20 protein-coding genes are annotated in these 25,995 nt (G+C 45.5%); 7 read left to right on the forward strand and 13 right to left on the reverse strand.

Going from position 1 to position 25,995, the window contains the following annotated elements:
• Window positions 1-10: 10 nt before the first annotated feature.
• The 7 genes from QUA88_RS18790 to QUA88_RS18820 all read right to left on the reverse strand — a co-directional run bounded on the left by QUA88_RS18790 (window position 11) and on the right by QUA88_RS18820 (window position 12,648).
• A complete protein-coding gene (locus QUA88_RS18790; protein WP_333273108.1) occupies window positions 11-871 on the reverse strand; it encodes a hypothetical protein in 861 nt (286 codons plus the stop codon).
• A gap of 60 nt (window positions 872-931) precedes the next feature.
• Window positions 932-3,340, reverse strand: coding sequence for a dynamin family protein (locus tag QUA88_RS18795; RefSeq protein WP_333273110.1), 2,409 nt, complete (start codon window positions 3,338-3,340; stop codon window positions 932-934).
• A gap of 146 nt (window positions 3,341-3,486) precedes the next feature.
• Entirely contained in the window at window positions 3,487-3,699 is a 213-nt protein-coding gene (locus tag QUA88_RS18800) for a hypothetical protein (protein WP_333273113.1), read from the reverse strand.
• Entirely contained in the window at window positions 3,693-8,051 is a 4,359-nt protein-coding gene (locus tag QUA88_RS18805; RefSeq protein WP_333273115.1) for a CHAT domain-containing protein, read from the reverse strand. Before QUA88_RS18805 ends, QUA88_RS18800 begins: the two co-directional genes overlap by 7 nt.
• A gap of 1,220 nt (window positions 8,052-9,271) precedes the next feature.
• Window positions 9,272-11,029, reverse strand: a complete 1,758-nt coding sequence (locus QUA88_RS18810; protein ID WP_333056460.1) for a DUF3352 domain-containing protein — start codon at window positions 11,027-11,029, stop codon at window positions 9,272-9,274.
• A 240-nt stretch (window positions 11,030-11,269) separates the two neighbouring features.
• The gene (locus tag QUA88_RS18815) at window positions 11,270-12,361 is read right to left on the reverse strand and encodes a hypothetical protein (RefSeq protein WP_333250733.1); all 1,092 of its coding nucleotides are present in this window, start codon (window positions 12,359-12,361) and stop codon (window positions 11,270-11,272) included.
• Window positions 12,362-12,507: 146 nt separating this feature from the next.
• Window positions 12,508-12,648 (reverse strand): hypothetical protein, encoded by a 141-nt coding sequence (locus QUA88_RS18820; RefSeq protein ID WP_332950583.1) that lies wholly within the window; start codon window positions 12,646-12,648, stop codon window positions 12,508-12,510.
• A gap of 106 nt (window positions 12,649-12,754) precedes the next feature.
• On the opposite strand from QUA88_RS18820, the gene QUA88_RS18825 reads away from it, so the two are divergent.
• On the forward strand, window positions 12,755-13,993 hold the full coding sequence (locus QUA88_RS18825; protein ID WP_333033869.1) for an LL-diaminopimelate aminotransferase: 1,239 nt from the start codon (window positions 12,755-12,757) through the stop codon (window positions 13,991-13,993).
• Between the two features lie 281 nt (window positions 13,994-14,274).
• Window positions 14,275-14,871 carry a hypothetical protein gene (locus QUA88_RS18830; RefSeq protein WP_333273119.1) on the forward strand — a complete coding sequence of 199 codons (597 nt, stop codon included), beginning with the start codon at window positions 14,275-14,277 and terminating at the stop codon, window positions 14,869-14,871.
• Between the two features lie 73 nt (window positions 14,872-14,944).
• On the opposite strand, the gene QUA88_RS18835 is transcribed toward QUA88_RS18830, so the two are convergent.
• Window positions 14,945-15,187 (reverse strand): helix-turn-helix transcriptional regulator, encoded by a 243-nt coding sequence (locus tag QUA88_RS18835; protein WP_333263747.1) that lies wholly within the window; start codon window positions 15,185-15,187, stop codon window positions 14,945-14,947.
• 239 nt (window positions 15,188-15,426) lie between these two features.
• Between QUA88_RS18835 and QUA88_RS18840 the strand changes: the two genes are divergently transcribed.
• The gene (locus QUA88_RS18840) at window positions 15,427-15,711 is read left to right on the forward strand and encodes a hypothetical protein (RefSeq protein ID WP_333212042.1); all 285 of its coding nucleotides are present in this window, start codon (window positions 15,427-15,429) and stop codon (window positions 15,709-15,711) included.
• A gap of 56 nt (window positions 15,712-15,767) precedes the next feature.
• On the opposite strand, the gene QUA88_RS18845 is transcribed toward QUA88_RS18840, so the two are convergent.
• Together QUA88_RS18845 and cofH are read right to left on the reverse strand one after the other, a co-directional pair.
• Window positions 15,768-16,373, reverse strand: a complete 606-nt coding sequence (locus tag QUA88_RS18845) for a hypothetical protein (RefSeq protein ID WP_333056466.1) — start codon at window positions 16,371-16,373, stop codon at window positions 15,768-15,770.
• A gap of 3 nt (window positions 16,374-16,376) precedes the next feature.
• Window positions 16,377-17,534: a 7,8-didemethyl-8-hydroxy-5-deazariboflavin synthase subunit CofH gene (gene cofH, locus QUA88_RS18850; protein ID WP_333232277.1), complete on the reverse strand. Its 1,158-nt coding sequence runs from the start codon at window positions 17,532-17,534 to the stop codon at window positions 16,377-16,379.
• Window positions 17,535-17,674: 140 nt separating this feature from the next.
• Between cofH and QUA88_RS18855 the strand changes: the two genes are divergently transcribed.
• A complete protein-coding gene (locus tag QUA88_RS18855; RefSeq protein WP_333056468.1) occupies window positions 17,675-18,889 on the forward strand; it encodes a glycosyltransferase in 1,215 nt (404 codons plus the stop codon).
• 273 nt (window positions 18,890-19,162) lie between these two features.
• Window positions 19,163-20,959, forward strand: coding sequence for a glycosyltransferase family 39 protein (locus tag QUA88_RS18860; RefSeq protein ID WP_333273123.1), 1,797 nt, complete (start codon window positions 19,163-19,165; stop codon window positions 20,957-20,959).
• A 261-nt stretch (window positions 20,960-21,220) separates the two neighbouring features.
• On the opposite strand, the gene QUA88_RS18865 is transcribed toward QUA88_RS18860, so the two are convergent.
• Window positions 21,221-21,631 carry a hypothetical protein gene (locus tag QUA88_RS18865; protein ID WP_333232281.1) on the reverse strand — a complete coding sequence of 137 codons (411 nt, stop codon included), beginning with the start codon at window positions 21,629-21,631 and terminating at the stop codon, window positions 21,221-21,223.
• A 388-nt stretch (window positions 21,632-22,019) separates the two neighbouring features.
• Between QUA88_RS18865 and QUA88_RS18870 the strand changes: the two genes are divergently transcribed.
• Entirely contained in the window at window positions 22,020-22,676 is a 657-nt protein-coding gene (locus QUA88_RS18870; RefSeq protein WP_333212031.1) for a Uma2 family endonuclease, read from the forward strand.
• A 70-nt stretch (window positions 22,677-22,746) separates the two neighbouring features.
• Here QUA88_RS18870 and QUA88_RS18875 read toward each other — a convergent pair whose 3' ends face one another.
• Complete coding sequence (locus QUA88_RS18875) at window positions 22,747-23,352, reverse strand: DUF3318 domain-containing protein (protein ID WP_333273132.1); 606 nt, start codon at window positions 23,350-23,352, stop codon at window positions 22,747-22,749.
• Window positions 23,353-23,731: 379 nt separating this feature from the next.
• A complete protein-coding gene (locus tag QUA88_RS18880) occupies window positions 23,732-25,306 on the reverse strand; it encodes a nucleoside transporter C-terminal domain-containing protein (RefSeq protein WP_333273126.1) in 1,575 nt (524 codons plus the stop codon).
• Between the two features lie 220 nt (window positions 25,307-25,526).
• Between QUA88_RS18880 and QUA88_RS18885 the strand changes: the two genes are divergently transcribed.
• The gene (locus QUA88_RS18885; RefSeq protein ID WP_333273129.1) at window positions 25,527-25,817 is read left to right on the forward strand and encodes a hypothetical protein; all 291 of its coding nucleotides are present in this window, start codon (window positions 25,527-25,529) and stop codon (window positions 25,815-25,817) included.
• The last annotated feature ends 178 nt before the right edge of the window (window positions 25,818-25,995 follow it).

Consider the following 25,995-nt stretch of genomic DNA (forward strand, 5'->3'; position numbering starts at 1 on the left):
TTGCGGTTCCTTAAATCCGGTTAAAGTTTTCTAAACCAGATACAGATAGATATTTTAGACAATCTAATTGTGTAACCCTACCTTCTCCATTAGAAGGGAGATTTCTTTTTAAAATATATGGGACTTTCTTCCCTATCATCTCTTCTCCATCAGTAATGTTAATCCTGACATAAATTTCTCTCTGTTCACTAACAGTTGTAATATTTTCGCCTGTTAATTCTAGACGTGGCTGGATAGTATCTGCATCTTCAGGACTTGTACATAGAAAATATAAGGAATTATCTATGAGTTTTTCTATGTCAGACACATTAATTGGGCTATTGTTTGTTAAATTTCCTACCACTGATGCTGGTACAACAAGACACAAATCTACAGGTTTTGGGATTTTTGATCGTAGTGGAAGGCTATCTGATAGCTGAATTTCGCGACTATCTTCTAATTCTCGTCCTTTATTTTTTATACAAACAACTGTTCCTACCATTAGACATCCTATTAAAAAAATTTGCCATAATTCCATATCATTACCTTCCAAATTATTCCTAACCTTACGTAGATTTTTTAAAACAATTTTCTCAGCCCGCTTAATTATATTATCATCATTTATCGCTGTTGTGTTATTAGGATTCCTTATGAAAAGCTCAATAATCTCGTCGAATTTAGATAAATCATCTTCTATTGATGCGTATGCTTTAACTTGAAAACGCTGACAAACTTCTTGAGCTTGTGAGTTGTCTCCTCCAACTATTATATATATTATTGTGGACAGAACTCCCTTCTTGTGATTTTTAATTTTAGGATAAATCTCTTTCCAAATCGGTTGATACAATTTTTCTATGTTTTGAGCTACTGGATTGTTGGTTTGCGAAGTCATGCCATTATATTTTTTGGATTGAGCAATAATTTTAAATTAACAAAGCTAATTATCAATTCTTCACTTAACTTTCCAAACTTGTTCTAAGCTAGAAAACTCTTCGGCTAGGTTTTGAGCTTTTTGTTGCATAGGTTGCCAGACGTTTCTTTGTTTTTCATAATCTAGAGTAATCTCTTGGTGTGCCTTATCAAGCCTTTCTTGATAACGGTCAAGAATATCACTCTGAACTTTATCTACATTTTTTTTTAGACAATCAATTTGTTCTAGAAACCAGCTTGCAACTTGATTTACTCTTTCTGAGTCTTCCCCTTTTGCCTGCATTACCCACCCTTCAAGTAAATTGTCTACGCTTGGTAGATCAGCATTATCGCTAGAACGAGTTCGATATTCGGTTTCATAAATGGTTTTCTTCCCTATCCACAATGTATACCAAGTTCTTTTTTGTCTTGGAACCTGTACTGCTTCCTCCCAATTCCCTTTTGTAATAGGAAATCCTGCTTTAAACCTAAAGTTAAATGTGAAATCAGTTTCGACTTTAATCAGTTCTGATTCAGGAAATTTAATTGCTATGTTAGGTGCAATATCATTTGCTTCATTTTCAAAATAAGACAAATGGCAGCGAAACAATTCGGACACAGCCTCATGAATTCTATTTGATTCTTGAGTAGAAATCTGTTTTAATACATCCTGTATAACAATGTTAAGATGGATAGCTAGTTCATTGAGTTCCTCATTAAGTTGTTTGAGTTTATTTTTCTCAGCCTCCGTTCTTGCTTCCATTGTTTTTCCTTCTTTAGCAACGGAAGCCTTGTAGCCTAAGCCAACTAAACGGTTCAAGTTTCTTGCTAGTAAATTGACATTTAAAACATTTGCTCTTTTTAAATTCGGACTGTCTAAGTCTACCCTTCCAGTTTCTAAAGACTTTGCCACTGCTTCTAATACTTGGTTAATTCCTTTTTGAAATTCATTTTCCCATGAATAAAGTGGGAATAATTTTTCTCGTAATTCATCGTATGGTTCGACCTGCTGGAGTTCCGAAATTATGGTTCTTATATACTTCACAACATCATCTTCTGACTGTTTTCCAAGAACCTGTTTAACTTTTGTATCTAGTTTTTCAAAAGGCTGTTTTAAGTTTGCATCGCTAGTTTCTAAGAACTGTTTAAGTGATGACCTAATGTCTGATATTTTTTTACATTCCTGTTGATAAAGTGCTTCTGAACTATTCAGAATGGCTGTTGTTGTTTGTGTTGCCCATTCCGTTACTGCATTTCCAGCAGCCCGATTAAAACGTTCTATAATTTGTGGAATTACTAGCTGTGGGAAATGTTGAGTAATATGTTCCCTTAAGTTCTGTTGAAATTCCTCTGCATAAGATTTTTTCCATAATGCTTCAGCAACTCGGTTTCGATCGTGTCTAGACCATTTTTGTACGTTACGTGGCAGGACTTCTAATATATTTTCATCAATTAATCCATTAAAATTGTTGTCTGCCTTTTTACAGGCTTCAGCACTATAGATATCATCATTATTTTGGATCTGAAGAGCTAGTAGAGCCGGCCATGTACTAAGTTTGACAACTTGTAACTTCTCAATATCTTCTGTATATTCTTGTAATTGTTCAGTCAATTCGTTTTTTATATCACGTATAGCTTTCTCAACAAAGCGATTTTCTGTTTCAGGCCAATTTTTGTCGGCTCGAAAAACGTCAATCCGATTCAGAGTAAAGAGCATACGCGCCGGAGAACCACCTAAATCTTTTACCTGCTGTACAACTTCTTGCAGTAAACTTTTTACTTTATGTGCATCAGTTTCTGCACTATTGTATGTGACTATGCACAAGGCCTCTCGGCACTGTTTAATAACATCTGCGTTACCTTGATCGCCCACATAGGCCAAACCAGGTAAATCAAGAATTTTTACCCTTGTTCCTTGTGGTAGTTCCAGTTTAGACTCTTTGACAAGCCTGAAAGGGTAAAATATTGTAGATTGTGGGCAAGCTAAATTCGGTTGTGTTTCTCGGTTTTCGATATAACTTATCATTACTTGGTATAAGCGCTGATAAATTTTTTCCTCTCTGATACCTCTCCATTCTCCACATTCCCACAATGCTCCTGGTGTTTCATGGATTATTAGAGACTTTTCCTTGCTATATTCGATAGTGACTGCCCCGGCGCTCATTTCACTTACGGCTACAGGAACAATTTCGGCTCCACACAACAAATTTACCAAAGTGCTTTTCCCGCTACTGGTGGTTCCTGTAGTCGCCAGAGTCAGAGTCGGATTACGAAGTTGATCAACCAGATTGCTTAAAGCCTCGTCTAACTTTATAGACAGTTCTTGCATTTCAGGCTGATATGTATCTGGTAAATGCTCGGAAATTTCTGTATAAAAATTATTCCAGTATTTAGCAAGCAGTTGAGCTTTGAATTCTACTTCGTCAAAAACTTTGTATAATTGTTTACTCATGTGTTCAATACCGGTGTTTATAGTGAATATGTATTCTAGGTAACATATTTGAGTCGCCACTCATAGAGGGCTGACAGCAGCACTGTTTAATTATGACTCTAGGTATAATACTATAACCTGTCAAGAGGCGATCGCACTTTCTTTATTTAAATAAAGTTACAAACAGGCTCTTCATCTTTTTGCAGGTATTCAATTAGATTATCAGCGGGCGTTGCTGAATCCAGGTCTGAAACGATCGCACAAACGCCGAAGGAGCGCTCTAAATTGCGATCGATTATACCCATATTCCCCAACCCCGCCGATCGAAATATCGCACAATTAGCCAACAATCGATCGACTAAAACAAACCCTATTACCAAGGATTGCCAATCATTCTAAAAGCAGACCAATAATAAGGATGAGAGAAATTCTGAGTCGTCGTGTTTGCCAATTCTGGGGGTAACGGCAGATTGCCAACAGAAGTGTGCAGCATCCCCCCTTCAATTCGCACTTCTCCCCGCAACATCGCTAATTGCGCTTGCCGCAGTGCTTCTGTTTTAATCGGAGCAGTTTTTAACTGCCCGTAAAACTCCGTCATCAACCCCAAACTGCCCTCGTCGCTGACATACCAAAGAGTCGCCATAGCCGATTTAACCCCGGCTTGCACGGCTAACCCGCCAAAGCCCAACTCGGCCTCTCGATCGCCCACAGCAGTCTTGCAAGCACTCAAAACTAACATTTCAACTTGCGGGCTGTGCCAATTCATTTGCCGCAACTGATCCAAACGCAATTTAGTATCCCACAACTGAATAAAGGATTGGCTGGGCTCTCCAGCTCGAAATTCGGCGTGGGTAGCCAAGTGAATCATCCCAAAAGGATACTGCTGGCGCTGCGATTTTAAATTGGCCAGGGTGAAAGCTTCGTTCAAGAAAGACTTGCCCGGCCACTGCTGCGGCGTGATTGTCGATACTTCTATTTCCACCGCAGGTAAAGGACTCATCTCTGGAAATTGCGACGCCCCCATTGCCAGAACTTGGGTATTTTTAAAATTGGTGGCGCTGGTATCCGTCAAACTGAGACTCGGCATTGAGCCAACACTGTAACGCTCTATCAGAAACCCTTTGCCGTCGTGCAGTGCACCCATCGGTATCGATCGCAACCCCATATCTGAGATAAAAGATAAATTCTCAATGCCTTTGGCTTGCAGTTCTGCTTCGAGCGGCGCTACCATCCACTGGTAGAGTTGCTGAGCCAAGGGCAAATAACTTTTAGTATTGCGCTTTACCGGATTAGTCAGTTCAGCCCGAAATCTCTCCATAGCTTGCATTACCTGGGCGCGAGAGGTTCCAGAGATGCGCTGGCGAACGGGCACGCCTTCCGGGGCGATCACCATCATTTCCAGTTCGTCAGAGGCTTGAATTTGCTGTTCTACGCGCAAAACGGGGGAACTGCTGTAAGGCCGATCGACTGTAGAACCTCTGGGTACAAAGCTGATATAAATAAGAGCTGGTTTGATGCCTGTGGCTTGTTGGACACTGCGAAGGGTATTTTGGGCATCTTCTAAGGTGGCGATCGTATTTGTTGATGGCAAATTTAGGTAATCGACAAACTCACTGGTAAATCTCTCCTCCACGGGAAAAATAACAGCGCCGACGTTAGTGGGCAACTTGGAAGCTTCAAGATTCCCAAACGCGGGAGGTGAAATGCGCTGTTGCAAGGAATTAGATATCTGGTTTTGCTCTTGCAAGCTAGGCGAAAATAAACGATTTGTGCTGGGTGGCTGGTTGGCTGCGATCTCCGGTGTCGGCGCGAGATTTATGGGCGCAGCAGCAGGCGCAACCACTGGATTTTGAGTAATTGTCGGTGCTGGTGGCAGAGTTGAGACCGGTGCTGGATTTTGAGTAATTGTCGGTGCTGGTGGCACATTTGATACCGGTGCTGGATTTTGAGTAATTGTCGGTGCTGGTGGCAGAGTTGAGACCGGTGCTGGATTTTGAGTAATTATCGGTGCTGGTGGCAAATTTGAGACCGGTGCTGGATTTTGAGTAATTATCGGTGCTGGTGGCAGATTTGGGACTGGTGCTGGATTTTGAGTAATTGTCGGTGCTGGTGGCAAATTTGGGACTGGTGCTGGATTTTGAGTAATTGTCGGTGCTGGTGGCAGATTTGAGACCGGTGCTGGATTTTGAGTAATTGTCGGTGCGATCGGCAAATTTGGGACTGGTGCTGGATTTTGAGTAATTATCGGTGCTGGTGGCAGATTTGAGACCGGTGCTGGCGTCGGCGTTAATGTTTGTGCGGGCGCGGGTGCGGGCGCGGGTGCTGGTGCTGGTGCGGGCGCTGGCGCTGGCGCGGGTGCTGGCGTTAATGTTTGTGCGGGTGCGGGTGCTGGGGCGGGTGCTGGTGCGGGTGCTGGTGCGGGCGCGGGTGCTGGCGCGGGTGCGGGTGCTGGCGCGGGTGCTGGGGCGGGTGCTGGTGCTGGTGCGGGCGCGGGTGCTGGCGCGGGTGCTGGTGCGGGCGCGGGTGCTGGCGCGGGTGCGGGTGCTGGGGCGGGTGCTGGTGCTGGTAGGGATGCTCGCGGGGGAGTCGGCGCGGGTAAGGGCGCGGGTGCGGGTGCTGGTGCTGGTGCTGGTGCTGGGGCTGGGGCTGGTGCTGGGGCTGGTGCTGGGGCTGGGGCTGGTGCTGGGGCTGGTGCTGGTGCGGGTGCGGGTGCTGGTGCTGGTGCGGGTGCGGGTGCTGGGGCTGGTGCTGGTGCTGGTGCTGGTGCTGGTGCTGGTGCTGGTGCTGGTGCTGGTGCTGGTGCGGGTGCTGGTGCTGGTGCTGGTGCGGGTGCTGGTGCTGGTGCGGGTGCGGGTGTCGCTGCTGGTGCGGGTGCGGGTGTCGCTGCGGGTGCGGGTGTTTGTGCGGGTGTTGGTGCGGGTGTTGGTGTCGCTGCGGGTGCGGGTGTTGGTGCGGGTGTTGGTGCGGGTGTTGGTGTCGCTGCGGGTGCGGGTGTTGGTGCGGGTGTCGCTGCGGGTGTTGGTGCGGGTGTTGGTGCGGGTGTTGGTGCTGGCGATACTGAAGAAGCCGTAATGTTAATTTGTGTCGGCTGTACTATCTGAGGGTTGGGGCTGAAATAACCTCCCTTTGTAATCACATTTTCCTTCTTTGGACCGCCGGTGGCAATGCTGCCAGCAGTACCGTTGACTCTGTTATAGTCTGGCCCGATGGTGAAAAGAGTGTTCGAGGCTTCGCCACCGTGGCGAATGGTGATATCTCCACCATTGGCGCTACCTGTCGTGGATGCGGAAATGCTGCAAGCTTGCGACAAGCAGTTGTTATCGTTTGTGAAAGTGCCTGTCGCTCGGAAATTGCCGCCGGCTGTAATGTCTATCTTTCCTCCGCCTGTTCTACCTTCGGTGTTGATATGGGTTACTTCGATATCGTTGCGCGCGTTGAGGGTGACTTCGCCACCTTGTTTTTCTTCGGAGTTGGCGTCTATGAAACCTGTTTGAATGCTGCTTGAGGGTGCTGCAATACTAACGTCTCCGGCGTTGCTGTTTTTGTCGATCGACCTTGCGTTGATATTGCCTGTTTCTACTTTTCCTGTACGGCTGGTGACGGTGATGTTGCCGCCTGCGGTGGTGTCGGAGTTGGAGTTGATATCGACAGTGCTAATATCACCCCTAGCTTCTAGGGCGATTGGGCCGCCTTGGGAACTTGTCAGGTTTCCGCTGACTGCAATGCTGTTGGCTGCTTGAATTTCGATCGCCCGAGCGTTTGCATCTTTTAGTGCCACGTCCCCCGCAGCTACTGCTCGGTTAGAGGCCGTGAGTACCACTTCACCGTTGGCATTGACGCTGAGGCCTGTAGCGTTCGTTTCACCGATGCCTGTGAGGAGTTCGGGCAAGGTTGCGATCGAGAATGTAGAAGCTGTGCTGGATGTTCCAGTGCTGCTGGTTGCTGAGGGCGGCTCTATTTCCAAACTCAGCAAATTGCCTCGCTGGCTGAGGCGCACTAAATTTGTCCCGGAGACTGATGCGACGGTAATTTGACCGTTTGGGGCCGAAAGGTTGCCTGTGCTGACAACGGTGCCGCCGAGCAAGGTTAAGTTCTGCCCTGACTTGACTGCTAAGTCGGCCGTGCTGATAATTGCCCCTGCTCGATCGACCCCGAAAGCAAAGGAATTGGGCACGCCTGTCAGAGATGTGTAAGTGCTACTACCGACAGCGTTAAACGAGTTTGAACCAAATCCAATAGCGGTGGCGGTGGTTGCTGTGAAAGAAGCCGGCACGTTTAAGCTGGCACTGTTGCCAAATATGATGCCGGATGGATTCATTAGAAACAAGTTAGAATTGCCGCCGGTTACTTGAATTAAGCCGTTAATAATCGAGGGGTTGCCGCCGCCTATGCCCGCTAAAATGTTGCGAATGTTGGGGTTTGATATAAAGTTGGCAATCTGATTTTCCGACAAGCCGAATTCTGTAAAGCTGTGGAAAAGATTTTGTCGATCGCTCGATAATTGTCCGCCTTCAATATCGAAGCGAGTTGGCTGCCCAGGAGTTCCGTTTTGCGCTGCGGGAGTCACGGTAGTACCCGTTGCGTCCGCCGCTGGCACAATTGTTTGACCTTCAGCTTTTGCTTGCACAAAGTAAAGATTTATTAAGACTATTTGCAGAGCAAGTGCCAGTTTGCTTATTCTTGCTTTAGATAGGGATTTAGACGTTTTTTGAATATTTTTGACGCTTTTCATAGGTTTTTAATGGGTAAAATATATAAATCACAGAAATTAGGTAAAAAAACCGACTTTGTAGAAAAAACTTGGGTTTACGGCTGTGTCACTAAATATCTCCACATCTGTGCTGTGTCTGGTCAATGTGCGTAGAAGATTGGAAATCTACCCCTCATTTTCAGAGGTGGTATTTGTGAGCTATTCTGTAAGTCTTATTGCTAAGTAAGGTTTGCCTGGTAAAGGTTCACGTTCCCTGCTTAGGAAAGCGATACGCTTGGCTATCAACCTGTTCACTCGTTCCTTAATCGCCTTCGACAGTGCATAATGCTGGCGTTTACATCACGGTGTCGTGACCAGATGAACGTAGTCAGTTAAGATGCTTGACTGCCGGTTCCGATGTTGTACAGGTGCTGACTAGGAAGGCCAATATCTGCATAGGTTTTTCGGAACGGTTGAAGACGCTATATTTATGAAGCAACCGGGTTGCTGACTGCAAGTGCATTCAGGAGTCAATGGGTAGAATTGGCCTCTGCTTTTGCAATTTTCTCAGCGTATCTTCTCCACAATCTAAATATAACTCGAAATGCCTAGGCTCTGTATCTTCCGCATGACATATTAATAAAAAAAAACAAAAACGGCCTTCATAGAGGCACTCCCACCCGTAGAAACCTGGTTTTTTAACTATTATTGAGAGTCTGAAGGAAGTATCGGGCTTCAAAAACTAGGTTTCTGCGTCCAAGACTGACTCGGAAACATCCCAAAAATTTTTATTTTATACAAAAAAAGTCTACACTTGCCGAAAATTAAAATTATGAAAATAAGAAATGAGAAGGGTCAGAAGACAGAATTCAGAATTCAGAATACCCCATGCCTGAAGTGAGTGTTAACGGTCACGGAAGTGATTTTTTGTGACCCACCATTAAAATCGGGGGGCTTAAGCCTCGATTCTCGATCCTTTCGCACAGAATATCTTCGAGATTCAGGCTGCTGACTTCTGAATTCTTCTTCAGTAAGTCAAATTGTTAGAGTATTCAGAAACCCGGTTTATTTAAATAAAAAACCGGGTTTTTGGTTGTTTTGTGTGAGGTTTTGTGAAGTAAAACTCCTTAAATCCGGCTCTACTTCCCTTTTATAGTCAACTCGATTATTGCCGATTTATATCGGCGGGTTTTGGATTTTAATCGATCGCCCTGTTGGTGGTTAAGGGGGTGTGCAGGCGGATTTGTGGCAGGATTTAAGAGTTAATTGGGTGAAGTTTGGACAGTGGGCGAGGGACTGGGTGAAGCAGGGCGCGGTGAAGCAGGGCGCGGTGAAGCAAGGCCCGGTGAAGGAGTGGATTGGGTGGATTTTTTGAGACCGACAAAAGCGTCATAACGGGTGGTACGATCGCCAATGACGGCCGCTGTAACGCCGATCGACCGCGTGGCGTCAATCCACATTTTTTGGCTGGGAGGAAACTCCGGCAAAGCTAGGTTTTTCGGGTTAAACGCACTCTCGGTGTCGATGAAGAAATTGCCGTTGTGGGGTGTAAGTTGCGATCGGACTGTTTTCTGGAACAGTTCGCTGCTTAAAAGCGGACTTTTCGGTTCCGGAACGATCGCATCAACCACGGGAGCTCCTACTGTCATAAACGCTACATTGTTCATCCAGCCGCGAGTTACCGTAATCCCTCCAAACGGCGATGTCCATTTAATCCCCGGTTTGCCGCCGACTTGAATTTCCTCCACTCTAAATCCTTTAGTTTTCATCGTTTCATCAAGCTGTTTCAGGGATTTGTTCGCAGCCCCCTGGTTGTTTGTTTCCACCATAAATACAAATCCGGCAGCAAATTTGTCTCTGGGATTCTGGGCTGGCGCTGGTATTAATGATAGAGAAAATTCTCCCGCCATCCAGTTCATCAAGTCTTTATCTAAATCCAGGCCCGTAGTGGATTTTAAACCTGTGCGTAAAACTTGGGGATTAATCGGGGAAATCGGGTTTGCCTCGGCTCCCAATACGTAGTCTTGCCACAAACGCTGCAAGTTGCCGCCGGATACCATCATTATTGTATTGTTGGGCAGGCGGTTAACCATTTTTAGAGCATTGTTTTCTACTGCTATCCTTCTGGTAGAATCGGGTTTTAGCCAAGAGACTGATTTGAAGGCAATTCCTTCTTCTTCCAGCGTCGCTGTGGTGGCAAATCCCTGATTTTGTTGCAGTTTTTCGAGGCTTTCTGGCGAAATTTCGCGGGCTGAGTTGGCGGCGGCATAGGCGGCGGCAACGGGCATATTGACGTAGATTTGACCGAAGGCTCCCGGACTTTTTATTTTGTCTATGGCGTCTGCATAGCCAGGGGTTTTTGCTAGGGAAGGTTCGCCTTTGTAGGTGTCGATTATTCTGTCTGTAGCGCTAGGATCTGTGGTGACTGCTAGATACCTTGTGCCGAGTACCGCGACTGAGAAATTGCGATCGGGTACGCCTTGAGTTTCTGTGACTTGCACCCCTTTATAATTACGCTCAACAATTTTTCCTTGGCTAAGGGGTCTGGGTTTTGCTAATAATTCTTTGGCTTTGACTGGGTTGGCAATTGGCAGGATAATTGCCACTGACTGTTGAATTGGCGGAGATGGGGGCGTGTTGGGTGCCGGCGAGGGGGCTGGTATAGCTATTTTGTTGCGGAGAAAGGCTACCATTGCTGTGTTACCAACCCAGGGTTGAATGTCTTGCCCGTAGGCGTAGCCGTTGCTTGTGAGCAGGCGATCGCGCATTTGAGTTAAAAACCTCTCAAACGAAGCTTTTGACTCCGGCGTGCCAAATTCTCGCAGTCTATTCCACTGCGATTCATCGGTGCTGATGGATAGGGCCATCATCGTATCTTGCGGGACAACCGTTGCCCCCGGCGGCAAATCTTTGGCGGGCCCACGGGAAATGACGAGGTAGTAGGTGACAAAGCCTAAACCGATCAGAAGTGTGGCGGCTCCGATCGTAAACAACAGGGAAGATTTATCTTTCTTAAACATTATTCGTAAGGTTCGGGTGCTCGCAACATGATAGATTATTTTCTTGGCTCATGTAGCAGATACATTAGCAGATACATTTAACCGGGCAAATTTAGGAAACTCGAATTTACCCCTCCGGAAACAACCAGAAAAACATTCCTTACTTGAATCAGACAGTAGGTTAGGCTCGTGAAACGAAACCTAACACAAAAAATGTAGCAAGACTTTTGTGACAGTTTGCCTTAGTCCTGATTAATTGAATCAGTTTCTGGCTTTAAAGTCTTTAAAGATAGTTTGAAACGAGTACATCATTCGGTGGACATCGTTTGTGGCTCTCGGAAAAATGTTGTGTTCCCATTTTTTGCGAGCAGTAGTTAGCAGTTTGGCTACGGGTTGTGAGTAACTGTTAGAAATAAAATAGCTGCCACCTTCGTAGCGAATGTCTGATGCTAAGCCGATAAAAGCACCAGCCATTTCTAGTTGAAGTTCTGAGGTGCTGTGTTCCGATTTTACTGCTAAAATTACCTGCGAGTGCCGAGGTTCGCGGTTAAGCAAGCGGCAGATATTTGCTTCTTTTTGGTACAAAATTAAAACGTTGCAGTTGTGCAAAACTCCGGCTCTACCTTGGACTTTTACTCCTAGGTGAACTTCCAGGGCTGGTTTGTCGGGAAATTCCACAACAGCATGAGTATAGGGATGTGCCGTTCCGTGAATTTTTCCCGCTGTTTTTCTAAATGTTAAATATTTCGGTGTTTCGTCGTCTAAAACATTGTTGTAATAAATAGTACCGCCTTCATTAGCAACTGCTTTTAGCAAGATTGTGAAGAGGTAAGTGTCAAAAATTCTGGCTTGTTCTGCTGCTGTGTTAAAATCTGGATCGATCGAGCTTTTTAATTTGCTTTTAATTTCGGAATTGATGGCGTAGTTGCTCGGCCCAGAGGGCAGTTTTTCCAGCAAGTGCTTGAGGGCGATCGCCTGTTTGTGGCGGGGGGCTGTGACGCTGGAGGTAAACTCAATTGTTTTGGCAGTTTCGGCACCTGAATTGGCAAAAGTAATTTTTGTGCCGAGGGGAGAGGTTTCAGATTCTACTTTCAAGAAATAAGCAATTTCGTCTTCCATTTCGGAAGTGTTGACCGTCGCTTGTTCGACAGCATTAATTAACAGCAAAAGTTGTTCTTTTGCGGTATAATCTTCTATCTTGAGCAGAGGTGTTTTTCTTTTGAGCGATCGCTCTTCAATTACTTTGCCTATCTCTACAGTATCCGCTACTTGTTGCACTACCCAACCCAAATTAAACTCATCCAGAATTGCCGCCAGTTCCTGATAGAGTTTGGCGTACTCGATCTCGTCCATAATTGTTTCTGCGCTGCACACTATTCTGATTATACAAGATAGTTTGATTTTTTTGTCAATAGCTGTGAGCGACTGTGCAGATTGCCTGTGATGGCGGATTTGCCGAGTGTTCGAGTGTCCGAACGGGGAAAATCTTCCCTCGCTCCTCAATATCCATCCGTTAAATCCGTTAAATCCCTGATAAAATTTGTTGCCGAACTTCCTTTTGCTTGAGAAAGACGATTAGTAGTAATACCAATTTCAAAACAGAATGCAACTGCCTGCAAGCTGCCAACCCCCATAGTCATCAGTCATTCCCAGTTTTTCAATTCTTCAATTCTTCAAATCTAAAATCTAAAATCTAAAATCTAAAATGGTATAAGCTATTCTACGACATTCTGTAGCGATCGAACTATGGCAACTATCAACGACAACTACCTCAAACTCAAAGCCGGCTACCTGTTTCCCGAAATTGGGCGCAGGGTGAAAGCCTATGCAGAGGCTAATCCCGAAGCGCCCATCATCCGGCTGGGGATTGGCGACGTGACTGAACCGCTACCGGCTGCTTGTCGGGAGGCGATGGTGGCGGCGGTGGAAGAAATGGGTTCGCGGGATACCTTTAAAGGATACGGCCCGGAACAAGGTTATGAGTGGCTGCGGGAGAAAATTGCCGAGCACGATTTCAAGTCGCGGGGATGCGATGTTGATGCTTCGGAAATCTTTATTTCTGATGGTTCTAAGTGCGATTGCGGCAATATTCTCGATATTTTTGGCAACAATAACACGATCGCAGTTACCGATCCAGTGTATCCGGTGTATGTAGACACTAACGTGATGGCTGGACACACGGGAGATGCGAACGAAAATGGCGAATACGGCGGCTTAGTTTACCTGCCAATTACAGCGGAAAACAATTTTACTGCGGAAATTCCCACGGACAAAAAAGTCGATTTAATTTACTTGTGTTTCCCGAATAACCCGACGGGGGCAACTGCAACCAAGGAACACTTGCAAGCTTGGGTAAATTATGCTAAGGCTAACGGTTCGATTATTTTCTTCGATGCGGCTTACGAAGCGTATATTACCGATCCGAGTTTACCCCATTCTATCTACGAAATTGAAGGGGCGCGGGATTGTGCGATCGAATTTCGTTCTTTTTCCAAAAATGCTGGTTTTACGGGTACTCGCTGTGCGCTAACAGTTGTACCGAAGACTTTGACTGGAAAAGCAGCAGATGGTTCCGATGTGGAAATTTGGAAATTGTGGAACCGCCGCCAATCTACTAAATTTAACGGAGTTTCTTACATAGTGCAGCGCGGTGCTGAGGCGGTTTATTCAGAGGCTGGCAAGGCACAGATTCAGGCATTAGTCAATTTTTACATGGAAAATGCTGCGATTATTCGCGAGAAATTGACAGCGGCGGGAATCGAGGTTTTTGGTGGCGAAAATGCACCTTATGTGTGGGTGAAAACGCCTCACGGTTTGTCGAGTTGGGATTTCTTTCAGAAGTTGCTGGAAACTTGCAATGTGGTGGGAACTCCGGGTTCTGGTTTTGGTGCGGCGGGTGAGGGTTATTTCCGCATTTCGGCGTTTAATAGTCGGGAGAATGTGGAAGAAGCGATGAGACGGATTGTGGAGAAGTTTAAGGTTTAATCTCATCTCCTGCTTAAACCGAAAAGCCCCCAGGCCGCCAGGGAATCAATTCCCTGGCTAATAGCGAAAGTCCTCTGAAGAGGACTAATGAGTTCTTCAGTCCTCTTCAGAGGACTTTAGCTTTGAGACAGGGGTTTCAACCCCTGGCGGACTGCCGGATTCAGCGAAAGAGCATTAATTTAATATGTTGTGGAACAGGCCGGAAAGCCTGTTCATGAAAATAGTAAAAGATGTGAGTTATAATCTAAGCCAGACCACTTTATTCAGAGCGTGGAACAGCAATGTCCTATAGCGAATTCACCCTCAAAAAAGTCAAACAAGACTTTCTGCTCACCCTAATAGAAGTACCTACTTTTATTGTTTCTGCGCCCCCGATTCAGCCGAGTCCAGCCCTAGCTGAGTTCATCGAAAAACGCCTGCCTCTTGCCCTAGCACTGAATACGGAAAAAGCTCGTTCTGAAATGATTATATGTCCGATTCTTTTAGAATTAAAAGATATTTTTCATCAGCAAATCAGTCTTTTTTCTGGGAATGAATTTACTGTAGATCAATCTGTGGGACTTAACGGTGTCTGCGATTTCCTCATCAGCAAATCACCCGAACAACTTTTTATCGAAGCTCCTGCTATGATTGTGGTGGAAGCTAAAAAAGAAGACATCAACGGCGGACTTGGACAATGTGTTGCTGAAATGATTGCGGCTCAGCGTTTCAATGAAAAAAACGGCTACTTTGTAAACAAGCTCTATGGTTGCGTTACGACCGGGAACTTGTGGAAATTTATCAAATTAGAAGAGCAAACTGTTACCATTGGTTTGAGAGAATACTCGCTGCCGCCAGTTGATGAAATTTTGGGAATTTTAGTTAGTTTTATTATCTAGTAATTTTGAGTAGATTAACTTTCACCATTTTTGGTTTAAAATTTAAAACGCCTCGATTATAATATTCCATTTTCTATCCATCAGCATCGCTAGGAAAACCAAATTGGTCTGGTAATTCAGCAGAGGTAATTTGCAGAATCTCTAGCAACTTCTTGTATTGAACAGGCGTTAGCTTCGGTACAGATCGCCCGGATTCCCAGTTGCTTACCGTCATTTCCGTAACTCCAAGTGCTTTTCCTAGCTGTTTTTGAGTCATAAACCGCTGAACTCTCAGTCGCATTAGGGGCGATCGCTCGAATTTTTTAAACATTTCCATAAGCTAATTGACCCTGACCGTAAATTGATTTACGCTTACCATAAATTGATTTACGCTTGCCCTAAATTGATTTACGCTTACCCTAAATTGATTTGCTCTAGGCAAATACAGAAACATCAGATAGTATTGTTTTAACAAATTGTGATTTACGGGAATAGCGGTCTTTTCTTTCATTAGAAATTGTACGCGGTTTTACCATTACAAAGCATCAAACCTATCCAAAATTATTGGTCAAAGCTATGTTGCAAGATTCATCATCGAACCAAACATCGCCGAATGTTTTAACCAACCAAACCTTTGAGGCCGATCGCGAAGCAGTCCGTCACGTCATCATCGGTTCGCCGCTGGGGGTACGCCGAACTATCCACCAACTGCACGCATTGCGCTACGAGGAAGCTGTTCGTTGGACTCATCCGTTAGCGCAGCCCTCGAAGAGGATCGCGATTCCCGACAATCGCATCATTATTACACCCGATCGGGGAGAAATCATGAGTCTGTTAGTCAAATTAATCCGGTTGCAATGAAGTCTAAATGTGCGATCGCACTTTAGCAACTGAGTCAAAAGTGCGATCGCGGTTATTCAGCCATCTCGTACCATCCAAACTAGCATTCCCAAAATTTCGTCCACCGGAGGCAAGGCATAGTCATTAAGATCGATCGATACAATTTTTTCCTCTAGTTTAAGAAATCGCCACTGCGTGCCGTTACTGACACTGCCATAAATAACTGAAATTGGTTTTTCCTTCGCTTCATTAAACTTCTGCATTGCCACCATTTCTGCAACGCACTGTCCAATTCCTGTCTTCAAATCGGCTTTTTTAGCCTCAACAACCGCCACTGCGGGTGCTTCAATCTCCAACATTTCTGGAGAACGACTAATCAAATAATCACAAATCCCGTTTAGTCCAGTTTCGTAATCAACCGTAAAGTCTTCCCCCGAAAACAAGCTAATATTCTGCTGCAAAATCTTCCTGACTTCCAGCAGTACCGGAGTAATAATCATTTCCGATCGAGCTTTTTCGCTACCTGTGGCCACAGCTACGGGTAAACTATTTGCCAAAAAATCTGTCAGGGTTGCACTCGGAGCGATCGGAGTTATTTGCGGTAGAAATCGCGGGCCTTCTACAGTTGTTAATCCAAAGGCTTGTTTAACTTTGATAATTGAGGTGAACTCGCTGTAAGACATCGCTCAATTTATCCTACTACTTATTACTGCCAAATTGTCAACCCCTAAAGGTCGATAAATTGTATCTCTTTGCTGATAACTCCGCCCCAAAGAACTAATCGCATTTTGCAAATCTTCCACAGACTGACAACTGCCGCCAACCGCACCAGCCATCGTTGTAATGTGTTCTTCCATCAATGTACCGCCGATGTCGTTGCAGCCCCATTTCAGCGCTTCTGTAGCTCCATCTAAACCTAATTTTACCCAACTCGGTTGATGATTGGGAATCAAATTTCCCAAGAAGATTCTCGATACAGCGGTGAGTAACAATGTATCTGCTAAAATTGGTTGGTCGCGGCCGACTCGACTCCGCAAAGGTGCCGGTGCTTCCTGTCCAACAAAGGGTAGTAAAATAAATTCTGTGATGCGTGCTGGATAGTTTTGGTCGATCGCAGTTTGTTGGAGCGATCGCACTTTTTCTAAATGCAAAACCTGCTGTTCGGCTGTCTCAATATGCCCGCAAAGCATTGTACTCGTTGTCGGCAAACCCAGACGGTGAGCAGTTCCCACAATTTCTAGCCAAGTTGCCGAATTTAGTTTTTCCGGGCAAATCACCCGCCGCACAGCATCGTCGAGAACTTCTGCCGCGGTTCCCGGCATCGAACCAACTCCCGCATCCTGCAAAGCCGAAATTACATAGCTGAAACTAAGATTATCTTCTCTGGCAATAAATTCTATTTCTTGCGGCGAAAAAGCGTGCAAGTGCAACTGCGGAAACTTATCCTTAATAATTTTTACCAATTGCAGATAATAAGGTAAAAATGCGCCGTTCAGCTTAGCTTGAAGATTTAAGCCGCCCTGCATACAAATTTCCGTTGCACCCCGCTGCACTGCATCAGTTGCCTTTTCCTGAATTTGAGCTGCATCTAACCAAAAAGCGCCCTCATCTCCTTCGTCGCGGCGGAATGCACAAAAACTGCAATGCTGCTCGCAAATGTTAGTAAAGTTAATATTCCGATTGATAACGTAGGTGACAGTATCCCCTGATTGTCGGCGCCGGAGCAAGTCAGCGGTTGTTTGAATAGAAGCTCGCGCGTCTGGCTCTGTTTGCTGCAAAAGTACCAATGCCTCTGCAGAAGAAATGTTATAACCTTGTAAAGCTCGATCGAGAATTGCATCCACAGTTTTCTTTTTAACTCAATTACAGAATTACTGACTAGAATTAAGGCGTTTTTATATTTTAACTAATCAATTATGGAGGAACGATATTTTACAATCTCAAGTGCTACGAAACTATTCTGGACTTTCTTAACACTGAAATTATGGGCATAAACCAACCAAATCAGGTATTGCCAGTGCCGTCGGGGCCCTTGCAAATTCCTGCTATACAGACTTTCGGTTCAACTTTTACAGATGCACGCACAGCGGAAATTTATTTTTCCCTCGTCATTCCCACCTACAACGAGTGCAGGAATATCCAGAGTATTGTGGAAAAATTGAGCCAATTGCTCGATGGCATCATTCCCGGCGACTACGAATTAATTGTAGTCGATGACGACAGCCCCGATCGCACTTGGGAAGTCGCCCTTTCCCTGACACCGGAATATCCGCAATTGCGGGTGATGCGCCGGGAAGAAGAGCGGGGACTTTCCACGGCCGTAATTCGCGGGTGGCAGGCGGCTCGGGGCGAGGTTTTGGGCGTCATCGATGCCGACTTGCAGCATCCCCCGGAAACGCTGTTGCAGCTTTTAGCAGAAATTCAGCGGGGAGCAGATTTGGCCGCTGCGAGCCGTCACGTGGGCGAGGGCGGGGTGAGCGACTGGAGCGTTGTCAGGCGATTTTTATCGCGGGGCGCTCAAACCGTGGGGTTAGTGATCCTGCCGGGAGTGGTGGGCCGAGTTTCCGATCCGATGAGCGGGTATTTTATGGTGCGGCGCTGTTGCATAGCCGGCAAAACCATGAATCCTGCTGGCTACAAAATATTGATTGAAGTGCTCGGCAGAGGCGATATCCGCTGGATTGGAGAAGTTGGTTACGTGTTTCACGAGCGGCAAGAAGGGGAGAGCAAAGTTACCTGGAAACAGTATATTGAGTATTTGCAACATTTGCTTCGGTTGCGCTTTGCCCGCTGGCCGATGGGCAGATTCCTGCGGTTTGGCGTGGTTGGTTTCAGCGGCGTTTTTGTGGATATGGGAGTTTTTTACTTGCTGCGGACTGTCCTCGGTTTGGGGCTGACTCGCAGTGCAATTTTTTCTGCTGAAGTGGCAATTTTCAATAATTTTTTGTGGAACGATTTATGGACTTTTGGTGATATTTCTAAGCGGCAGCAGGGAAAGCGCCAGCGCTTGAAACGGCTGTTGAAATTTAATGTGATTTGTTTGATTGGCTTGATGATAAATGTGCTGCTGGTGAATGTGCTGTTTAATGTTTTTAAGGTAAACGAATATTTGGCTAAGTTGATTGCGATCGCAACTGTGACTCTGTGGAATTTCTGGATCAATATGAAGTTGAGTTGGCGGGTGACGGACGTGAAGTAGGTAATGGGAAATGGGTAATGCGAAATGGGTAATTGGTAATTGATAATGGATAAAATGACTGATGGCTAATGACAAATTGGTCTCCTGCCCTATGCCTTTGAATGACCGAAAGCATCTAGGATACAAGCCCCCGGATTTATCTCGCGCAAGTCAATGCTTCAATGCTTCAATTCTAAAATCTAAAATCGTTCTCCTCTAGCGCGGACGGTGAGCTTGTCGAACTGCACGCCGAAGTCTAAAATCTAAAATCTAAAATCTAAAATCTAAAATCGATTGACTGAATTAATGATTAAGAACAAACAACTGTTGTTGCTATTTCTGTGGACGGCGATCGCCTTGATTTTGCGCTTTGCCAATTTGGACTCGAAACCGCTATGGACAGACGAGTTTTCGACTCTAGTATTTAGTTTGGGCAACAGTTTTCGCGGTGTGCCGCTCGATCGCGCGATCGAGCTTTCTACATTATTACAACCGCTGCAATTGCGCCCCGATGCTGACACCGCCGACGTGCTCCGCAATTTGCTACTAGAAAGCAACCATCCACCAGTATATTTTATGCTCGCTCATTGGTGGATGCGGTTGTTTGGGCTTTCTGAGGATAGTTTAGTTTGGATTGGGCGCGCTCTTCCTGCATTATTGGGTGTGATTTCAGTTCCCGCTATTTACTTTTTAGGCAAGTTTGCTTTTACTTCGCGTTTAGTCGGTCAATGTGCGGCCGCGATGATGGCAGTTTCTCCCTACGGCATTTATCTCGCTCAAGAAGCTCGGCATTACACTTTAGGAATCTTATTAGTTATTGCCTCTCTTTTTTGCCTCGTCTTAGCTGCAAAAAAGCTGCAACAGCGCGCGCCCCTGCCTATTTGGGCGGTGCTGCTTTGGGTGGTTGTTAACTGTTTGGGAATTGCGGTTCACTACTTTTTTGTACTGACTTTGTGTGCCGAAGCAATAGCATTAATTGCTGTAATGTGGCAGGATTTTAATGGAAATTTGCCAATTGACAACAGCCACCAGCCCAATATTTGGCAATTTCAAATCATCTGGCGGCTTTTCGCGGTAGCGATAGGTACTTTAACTGGCGGTTTAGTGTGGTTGCCGGTATTTTTGTCAAACAAGTACGGCAGCGAATTAACTAATTGGATTGTCAGCGGCGATCGCACATTTTTAAGTTGGGTTAATCCGATTTTTCAAGCTTTAGCTGGATGGATCACTGTCATCTCTCTGCTGCCGGTGGAATCGCCAAATTTGGCAGTAGTAGTTGTATCGGCGATCGCCATGACAATATTTTTTATATTAGTGCTTCCCCTGCTGCGAGGCGCTCTTAAAAATTCCTTAAAAACGCCCGATACTCGTTTAGGTACTGTTATTTTCGGCGGATTTGTGCTAGGAGCAATTTTCCAATTTTTCAGCTTTGCATATATTCTAGGGATTGACCTAACTCGCGGCGCACGATACAATTTCGTCTACTTTCCGGGGGTGATATTGCTTTTAGGAGCAACCTTGGCGGTTATTTTTAACACACCTACAGCAAAAAGTCAATGGTTTAATTTACGGGCGATCGAAGTTCCTGGCAAAAAAGCAGTTCTGCTAATTTTAGCAATGGGTTTTTTTAGCGGTGTCACAGTAAATTCCAATCTCGGCTATCGCAAATATTACAAACCAGACCTTTTAATTCCGATTATCCGCGAATTATCGAAAGTTCCCGTGTTAATTGCTACTACTCAAAATACTCATGTAGAAATAGGAGAGTTGATGGGGATAGGGTGGGAATGGGAAAGAAGTTCGGCAACGGATTTTGTAGCGGATGTAACGGATGTAAGGGATGTTAGGAAGAAAGAAGAAGTTAAAGCCTTTGATTCTCCGCTGTTTCTTTTGGCTAATCAGAGAAGGGATGCACCAGAAATAGCGGCAGGGACACTTGACAAAACACTCAGTCAATTAGAACGGCCGCTAGATTTGTGGTTGGTTAATTTTCGCGCACCTGTGAATCTAGAAGCACAAAAATGTCAGGTTGAATCGCGCGATTTGCCTGCGGTGGATGGGTATGAATATCAAGTTTATCATTGTTCCTGATTTGGCGATCGCCCGCAGCTAAGGTTCGATGACTGGGGAGAGATAGTGATAAATTTATGACTCAAGAAGTAGAGGATATAGAGTTAGCCTTACAACCGCAGTCCGGCAGGGGTTGAAACCCCTGCCTCAAAGCTAAAGTCCTCTCAAAGAGGACTAATACCAAATCCGACTTAAATACCCCCCTTTATTTCTTAGTCTGCGGAGGCAGACTTCGTTTGACAAGGAGCGGTTTCAACCGCCGAATCATCAAGGGGTGGCAAACTAAGAGTCAGCGGCCAAATGTTTAATTAAGACGCTCATCACTTCACCTGGATTCTGAGTTGGGACAAGCGGACTCCAGTCAGAAACGCAGGCAAAATTATCGCGGTGAAAAGAATGAATGACGCGGGAAACAACAGGGCGAGAACTGATAATGAAAAGTTTCAAGAGTTCTCGGTTAACTGAAGTTTGCAAGTTTGGCTTTTTAGCAGGGGGCTGATTGAGTTCGGTAGTTGGACTTTCTGGCCCAACCTCGAAAGCAAGTATTAATTCGGTATTGGGTAGCATTTGCCGGATGACTTTCAGGGAAGATTCTGCTTCGCTGCGGCTGCGAAATTGCGCGACAGGTAAGCGCTGAAAGTTGGGCAGCAGTCGGTAAATAATCCAGGCATTCGCAGTTTCTGGGGTGTTCATGGCTGTATTGTAAATTGGGTATGTTTGCCCATAGGAATGTGACAGACTTGCACGAGATTGCGAGCGCGATCGAGCATCGAGCTACTGCAATCAATATGCGTCCTAATTGATGATTTTTTCTCGATCGCTCTGCGGTGATCGAAAACTATATCTAGTTGAGCAATGACGTTATCTTAGACCACAAATAAATACAACACTAAATTATTTACAAATCTTAATATGATATTTGTACAGTAGTAAATTATTTATTTAAACGCTCAAATTAGGCGTTTAAATTAGGTATTAAAATTAGGCGGTTATCATGAATGGCGAGCAATAAAAAACGTTATATAGGGTCGATCGACAAACAACCACGCTATAATTGATGTAAGTTTTGGGAAAAACTGCAATGTTAAATTACAACTTACCGAGGTACTTGCCCTCAGCCGATGAACTGCCAGATTCTGACGAAACGCCTGTGGATAACGAACTTCAAGAACTAATACCGGGGTTGCTAAAAGCGGTATTGCTCATAATTTGGGCAGAACGCATGGACTGGTTTTTTGGCATAGATATGGGTATCTATTATCACCCTGAAAAAGCTCCAATTGTCCCCGACGGTTTCTTGAGTTTAGGAGTAGAAAGGTTTTACGATGAAGAATTGCGTCCCAGTTACGTTCTGTGGGATGAAAAGGTTGTCCCAACTTTGGTACTGGAAGTCGTTTCCAAAAAGTATCGCAAGGAATACACCACAAAGTTGGAGGAATATCAAGATTTAGGCGTGCTTTATTACATTATCTATTCATCTCGCCGCCGTCGCAAACCCCGATTGGAAGTACATAAGTTAGTTAATGGGAAGTATGAATTACAGTCGGGACATCCTGTTTGGATGCCCGAAATAGGTTTAGGAATTGGTTGTGAAAGGGGAAATTATTCTGGGGTGACGAGGGAGTGGCTGTATTGGTACGACGCAGAGGGAAAACGTTATCTGACTCCTGAAGAACAGGTGAACAGATTAGCACAAAAATTGCGGGAGTTAGGAGTCGATCCAAATAGTCTGAGGTGAAGTAATTATTAGAGCGATGATTTGGTAAAGCCGACATTTCTATATTCTTATGGTAGGAAGGAGCAAGTTTTTAATCTTTCCTCACACTATCGGGCACGCCCACCGCCGAAATACCCGATATCGCCTTTAAGTTTTGACACCGAATCAACTCATTAAAATCCAAACTGCGCCCTTCAATTTGCGCCACAGCCTCGATCGCCCCAAGTAAATGTCCGGCCGCTTCTGCTTCGTTGTAACCACGCCTTCCCGCTACTCTAATCGCCCCTTCGTCAGCATCTAACTCTACTTGGGAACTGCGGTTGTCGCGCCAAATTCGAGTCATGGCGAGTCCTGTCAAACCGCCCGCGATCGCAGTGCCGATCGCATCTCCCTGCAACAATTCTACAACAGTCCCGACAATTCCCGCCACAGCCGCACCTTGATAAATATCCGGTTTAAACCACTTAACATTGCACAGAAAACTGACATTCCGCAAGATTAGTAAATCCCGCTCCGGCTTAGATAGCAGCCGCCACAAATCAAAATTAATATAAATCGGGCGAGATTGATTCCAAGGCAAAGGAAAATCGCAGTCAATTACCGTTGATTGTTGGGGTTTATTAATGATTTTACACGTCATGCGGCCGGAAGCGGGCATCACATCTAACAGGCGGCGAATTTCTGGTTCGGGATTCATAAATTTTGGGAATTGGGAATTGGGAATTGCTTGCATCGGCATAAAAAACAACAACATCCATCAGGGGCTTGTAGGGGCGGGTTCACCAACCATAATTGTCTAAAACCTACAATCTCTAAAACCGGCCCTCACTCACCCAAGGGCAAATCGCAATCTGATGCACGGGTGGCCAGAAACCGGGTTTTTGCGAGCATACTTTGTGACAACCACAGATTTGATGAAAAACCCGGTTTCTTGGGTCAGAGTCCGTTCCTAACTTGTTTTATCGAAAGCAAAGTTGATGTAGGTTATTGGTTGTGCGGGGGCGGGTTTCTGTAGATTTTTAACGGGAGTTAAATATTGTTGGAAAAACCCGCCCCTACAAGTCAATAGAAGATTATTAAGGGTTTTTCTTGGATGCGGGAGAGGGAGATTCTTGAGCTCTGGGAGACGCTTTTTGGGTATTAGCCGAAGGCTTCGGACTGGCAATTGCTGGGGCAACTGACGGCTTTGAATTCGCGGCTGGGGATGGCGGTGATTTTAGAGATTCAGGGGCTGTTAGCGGGGCAACAGGGGCTGTTTTAGCGCCTAAAATGCTGGCGTCTCCGGTGTCGAAGGTGCCGGCGATGCAAGCGATCATCATTGTGGCTAAGGTGCCGACAAATAATGCTTTCCAACCGAGTTCGGAAATGTCTTTGCGGCGGGATGGAATTAGGGCGATCGTACCGCCGACAAATATGCCGACGGAGGCTAAGTGGGCGAAGCCGGAAAGGGCGTAACTGACAATTAAAACTGTACGATCGCTCACCAGTCCTTTTGCCGATGCTTCTGCTAAACTTTGATAGGGCGGAATTGCTGTTTCTAACAGTCGCCGTCCGATGATTACTGATGCTTCCCAAGAGTCGTCAATGGACACTCCTGTTAATAGCGTCAGGGGATAAAATAAAAATCCCATAATGTTTGCTAAGGTGACAACTTTGAACAAGTCACCAATGGGGCCGGGCAAAATTGCCAGCCAACCAAAGAATTGATTGATTAAGGAAACTAGGCCCAAGATTAAAATCAAAACAGCGGCAATGGCTACTGCCATTTTTACACCGTCCAATGCACCAATTATCGCTGCATCGAGAGGGCTGACTCGTTCGATGGGTTCTCCTCCAACTGTCTCTTGTGGCATCGCTTCGCCGTCCATTTCGGAAATTTCTTCGCCCACAAACTCGCGGCCTTTAGGCTTCCGTTCTTCCTTGGGAATGCCGCCCATTGTCAGGGGTGTGTCTGTTTCTGGTACTAAGATTTTGGAGAGGACAAAACAAGCGGGAATGGCGATAATTGAGGCTGAAACTAAGTGTCCTAAAATATTTGGAAAAACAGGCTTTAGAAAACTAACGTAAATTGCTAATGTTGAAGAAGCGGCAGTCCCAAAACAGCAAGAGAGGATTGCACAAAGTTCGGAACGAGTCATTTTTGGCAAATATGGCTTGACGACAATTGCCGCTTCAATTCCTACGAAAATATTGGCCGCGCCGCTGAGGGCTTCGGCGCCACTCAAGCGCATTGTCGTATAAAATATTTTGGCAAAAAGTTCGGTGATAATTTGAATCACGCCGATGTTGTATAGCAAGGCCATGAGGCCAGAAAAAAAGATGACTGTCGGTAAAGCTCTAAAGGCAAAAATATATCCTAAATTAACTGCCGGCTCTTTACCAGGTATGGGTACAACATTGCTCCCGAATACAAATCTCGCTCCAGCGTCAGCAGCGGTGAATACTCCATCCAGTAAGCTAGTAAACCACTCTAGGGCGATGCGAGTTGGGGGGAACAGGAATACTAAAAATCCTAAGACTAATTGCAGGCCAATGCCCCAGATGATGACGCGCCAAGGTATATACTGAACTTTGCGATTTTCTGAGAAAACCCAGGCGATCGCACACAGGCCAAAGATGCCCAGAAACGAGATAAGATTGTAGATAGACATGAGCTTAGTCCTTGAAATAGCTGAGAATGCCGATCGACGGCTTGCACCACATCAGTTATACTATTCATCTGACGGCAAATGCTAAAAAAAATAACGGGCAGATGAATTACGCACTCAACAGCGTACTTATGTCATTGCTTAGGTCATTCCGAACTCTGCGGATCTTTTGCAAGCCTTGATTTGCCGTAATTACCAGCAGTTTAGATAGAAACTCTAACACATGGAAGCTTTTGCTCCACATCCTCCTGAATGGACTGCGACGGCGGTTCACGCTAATGAGTTTTGCTGCCCCAAGTGCGGCGCTAGCTGCACGAATGCCACTGAGGTCTGGATTAATCGTCGATCGCCAGTATATACCGAGTTCAACCGTCGCAAATGGCAAGAATTTTACCGCTGCCAGTGCGATTCCGTGTGGTGGGCATGGAGTAACGATAGGCCTCCTTCTGAACTTGTGCGTCGCGATCGGAACTCGGATGAGGGCCCTGATGAGGGCCCTGATGATGATTTTTAGAACGGTGACAGAATTTTCGATTTTCGATTCTATTTAAAATTAGGGTAAGGTGTGCCTCGGCGCACCCTACATTTAGATATGTTAGCGCCAGTGAGGATCGTGAATTAAATAACTTACAATTTTAATTGTTATTGTGGGATGGGCGTCCCGCCCGTCCACTCATGACGGGCGGGACGCC

The organism is Microcoleus sp. D3_18_C2, assembly GCF_036702395.1.
In the GTDB taxonomy this organism is placed as follows: Bacteria; Cyanobacteriota; Cyanobacteriia; order Cyanobacteriales; family Microcoleaceae; genus Microcoleus.

Bases quoted from the DNA above. Each gene is read 5' to 3' on its own strand.
- QUA88_RS18790 (WP_333273108.1), bottom strand. From the start codon at position 871: ATGACTTCGCAAACCAACAATCCAGTAGCTCAAAACATAGAAAAATTG.
- QUA88_RS18795 (WP_333273110.1), bottom strand. From the start codon at position 3,340: ATGAGTAAACAATTATACAAAGTTTTTGACGAAGTAGAATTCAAAGCT.
- QUA88_RS18805 (WP_333273115.1), bottom strand. From the start codon at position 8,051: ATGAAAAGCGTCAAAAATATTCAAAAAACGTCTAAATCCCTATCTAAA.
- QUA88_RS18810 (WP_333056460.1), bottom strand. From the start codon at position 11,029: ATGTTTAAGAAAGATAAATCTTCCCTGTTGTTTACGATCGGAGCCGCC.
- QUA88_RS18815 (WP_333250733.1), bottom strand. From the start codon at position 12,361: ATGGACGAGATCGAGTACGCCAAACTCTATCAGGAACTGGCGGCAATT.
- QUA88_RS18820 (WP_332950583.1), bottom strand. From the start codon at position 12,648: ATGACTATGGGGGTTGGCAGCTTGCAGGCAGTTGCATTCTGTTTTGAA.
- QUA88_RS18825 (WP_333033869.1), top strand. From the start codon at position 12,755: ATGGCAACTATCAACGACAACTACCTCAAACTCAAAGCCGGCTACCTG.
- QUA88_RS18830 (WP_333273119.1), top strand. From the start codon at position 14,275: ATGTCCTATAGCGAATTCACCCTCAAAAAAGTCAAACAAGACTTTCTG.
- QUA88_RS18835 (WP_333263747.1), bottom strand. From the start codon at position 15,187: ATGGAAATGTTTAAAAAATTCGAGCGATCGCCCCTAATGCGACTGAGA.
- QUA88_RS18840 (WP_333212042.1), top strand. From the start codon at position 15,427: ATGTTGCAAGATTCATCATCGAACCAAACATCGCCGAATGTTTTAACC.
- QUA88_RS18845 (WP_333056466.1), bottom strand. From the start codon at position 16,373: ATGTCTTACAGCGAGTTCACCTCAATTATCAAAGTTAAACAAGCCTTT.
- QUA88_RS18855 (WP_333056468.1), top strand. From the start codon at position 17,675: ATGGGCATAAACCAACCAAATCAGGTATTGCCAGTGCCGTCGGGGCCC.
- QUA88_RS18865 (WP_333232281.1), bottom strand. From the start codon at position 21,631: ATGAACACCCCAGAAACTGCGAATGCCTGGATTATTTACCGACTGCTG.
- QUA88_RS18870 (WP_333212031.1), top strand. From the start codon at position 22,020: ATGTTAAATTACAACTTACCGAGGTACTTGCCCTCAGCCGATGAACTG.
- QUA88_RS18875 (WP_333273132.1), bottom strand. From the start codon at position 23,352: ATGAATCCCGAACCAGAAATTCGCCGCCTGTTAGATGTGATGCCCGCT.
- QUA88_RS18880 (WP_333273126.1), bottom strand. From the start codon at position 25,306: ATGTCTATCTACAATCTTATCTCGTTTCTGGGCATCTTTGGCCTGTGT.
- QUA88_RS18885 (WP_333273129.1), top strand. From the start codon at position 25,527: ATGGAAGCTTTTGCTCCACATCCTCCTGAATGGACTGCGACGGCGGTT.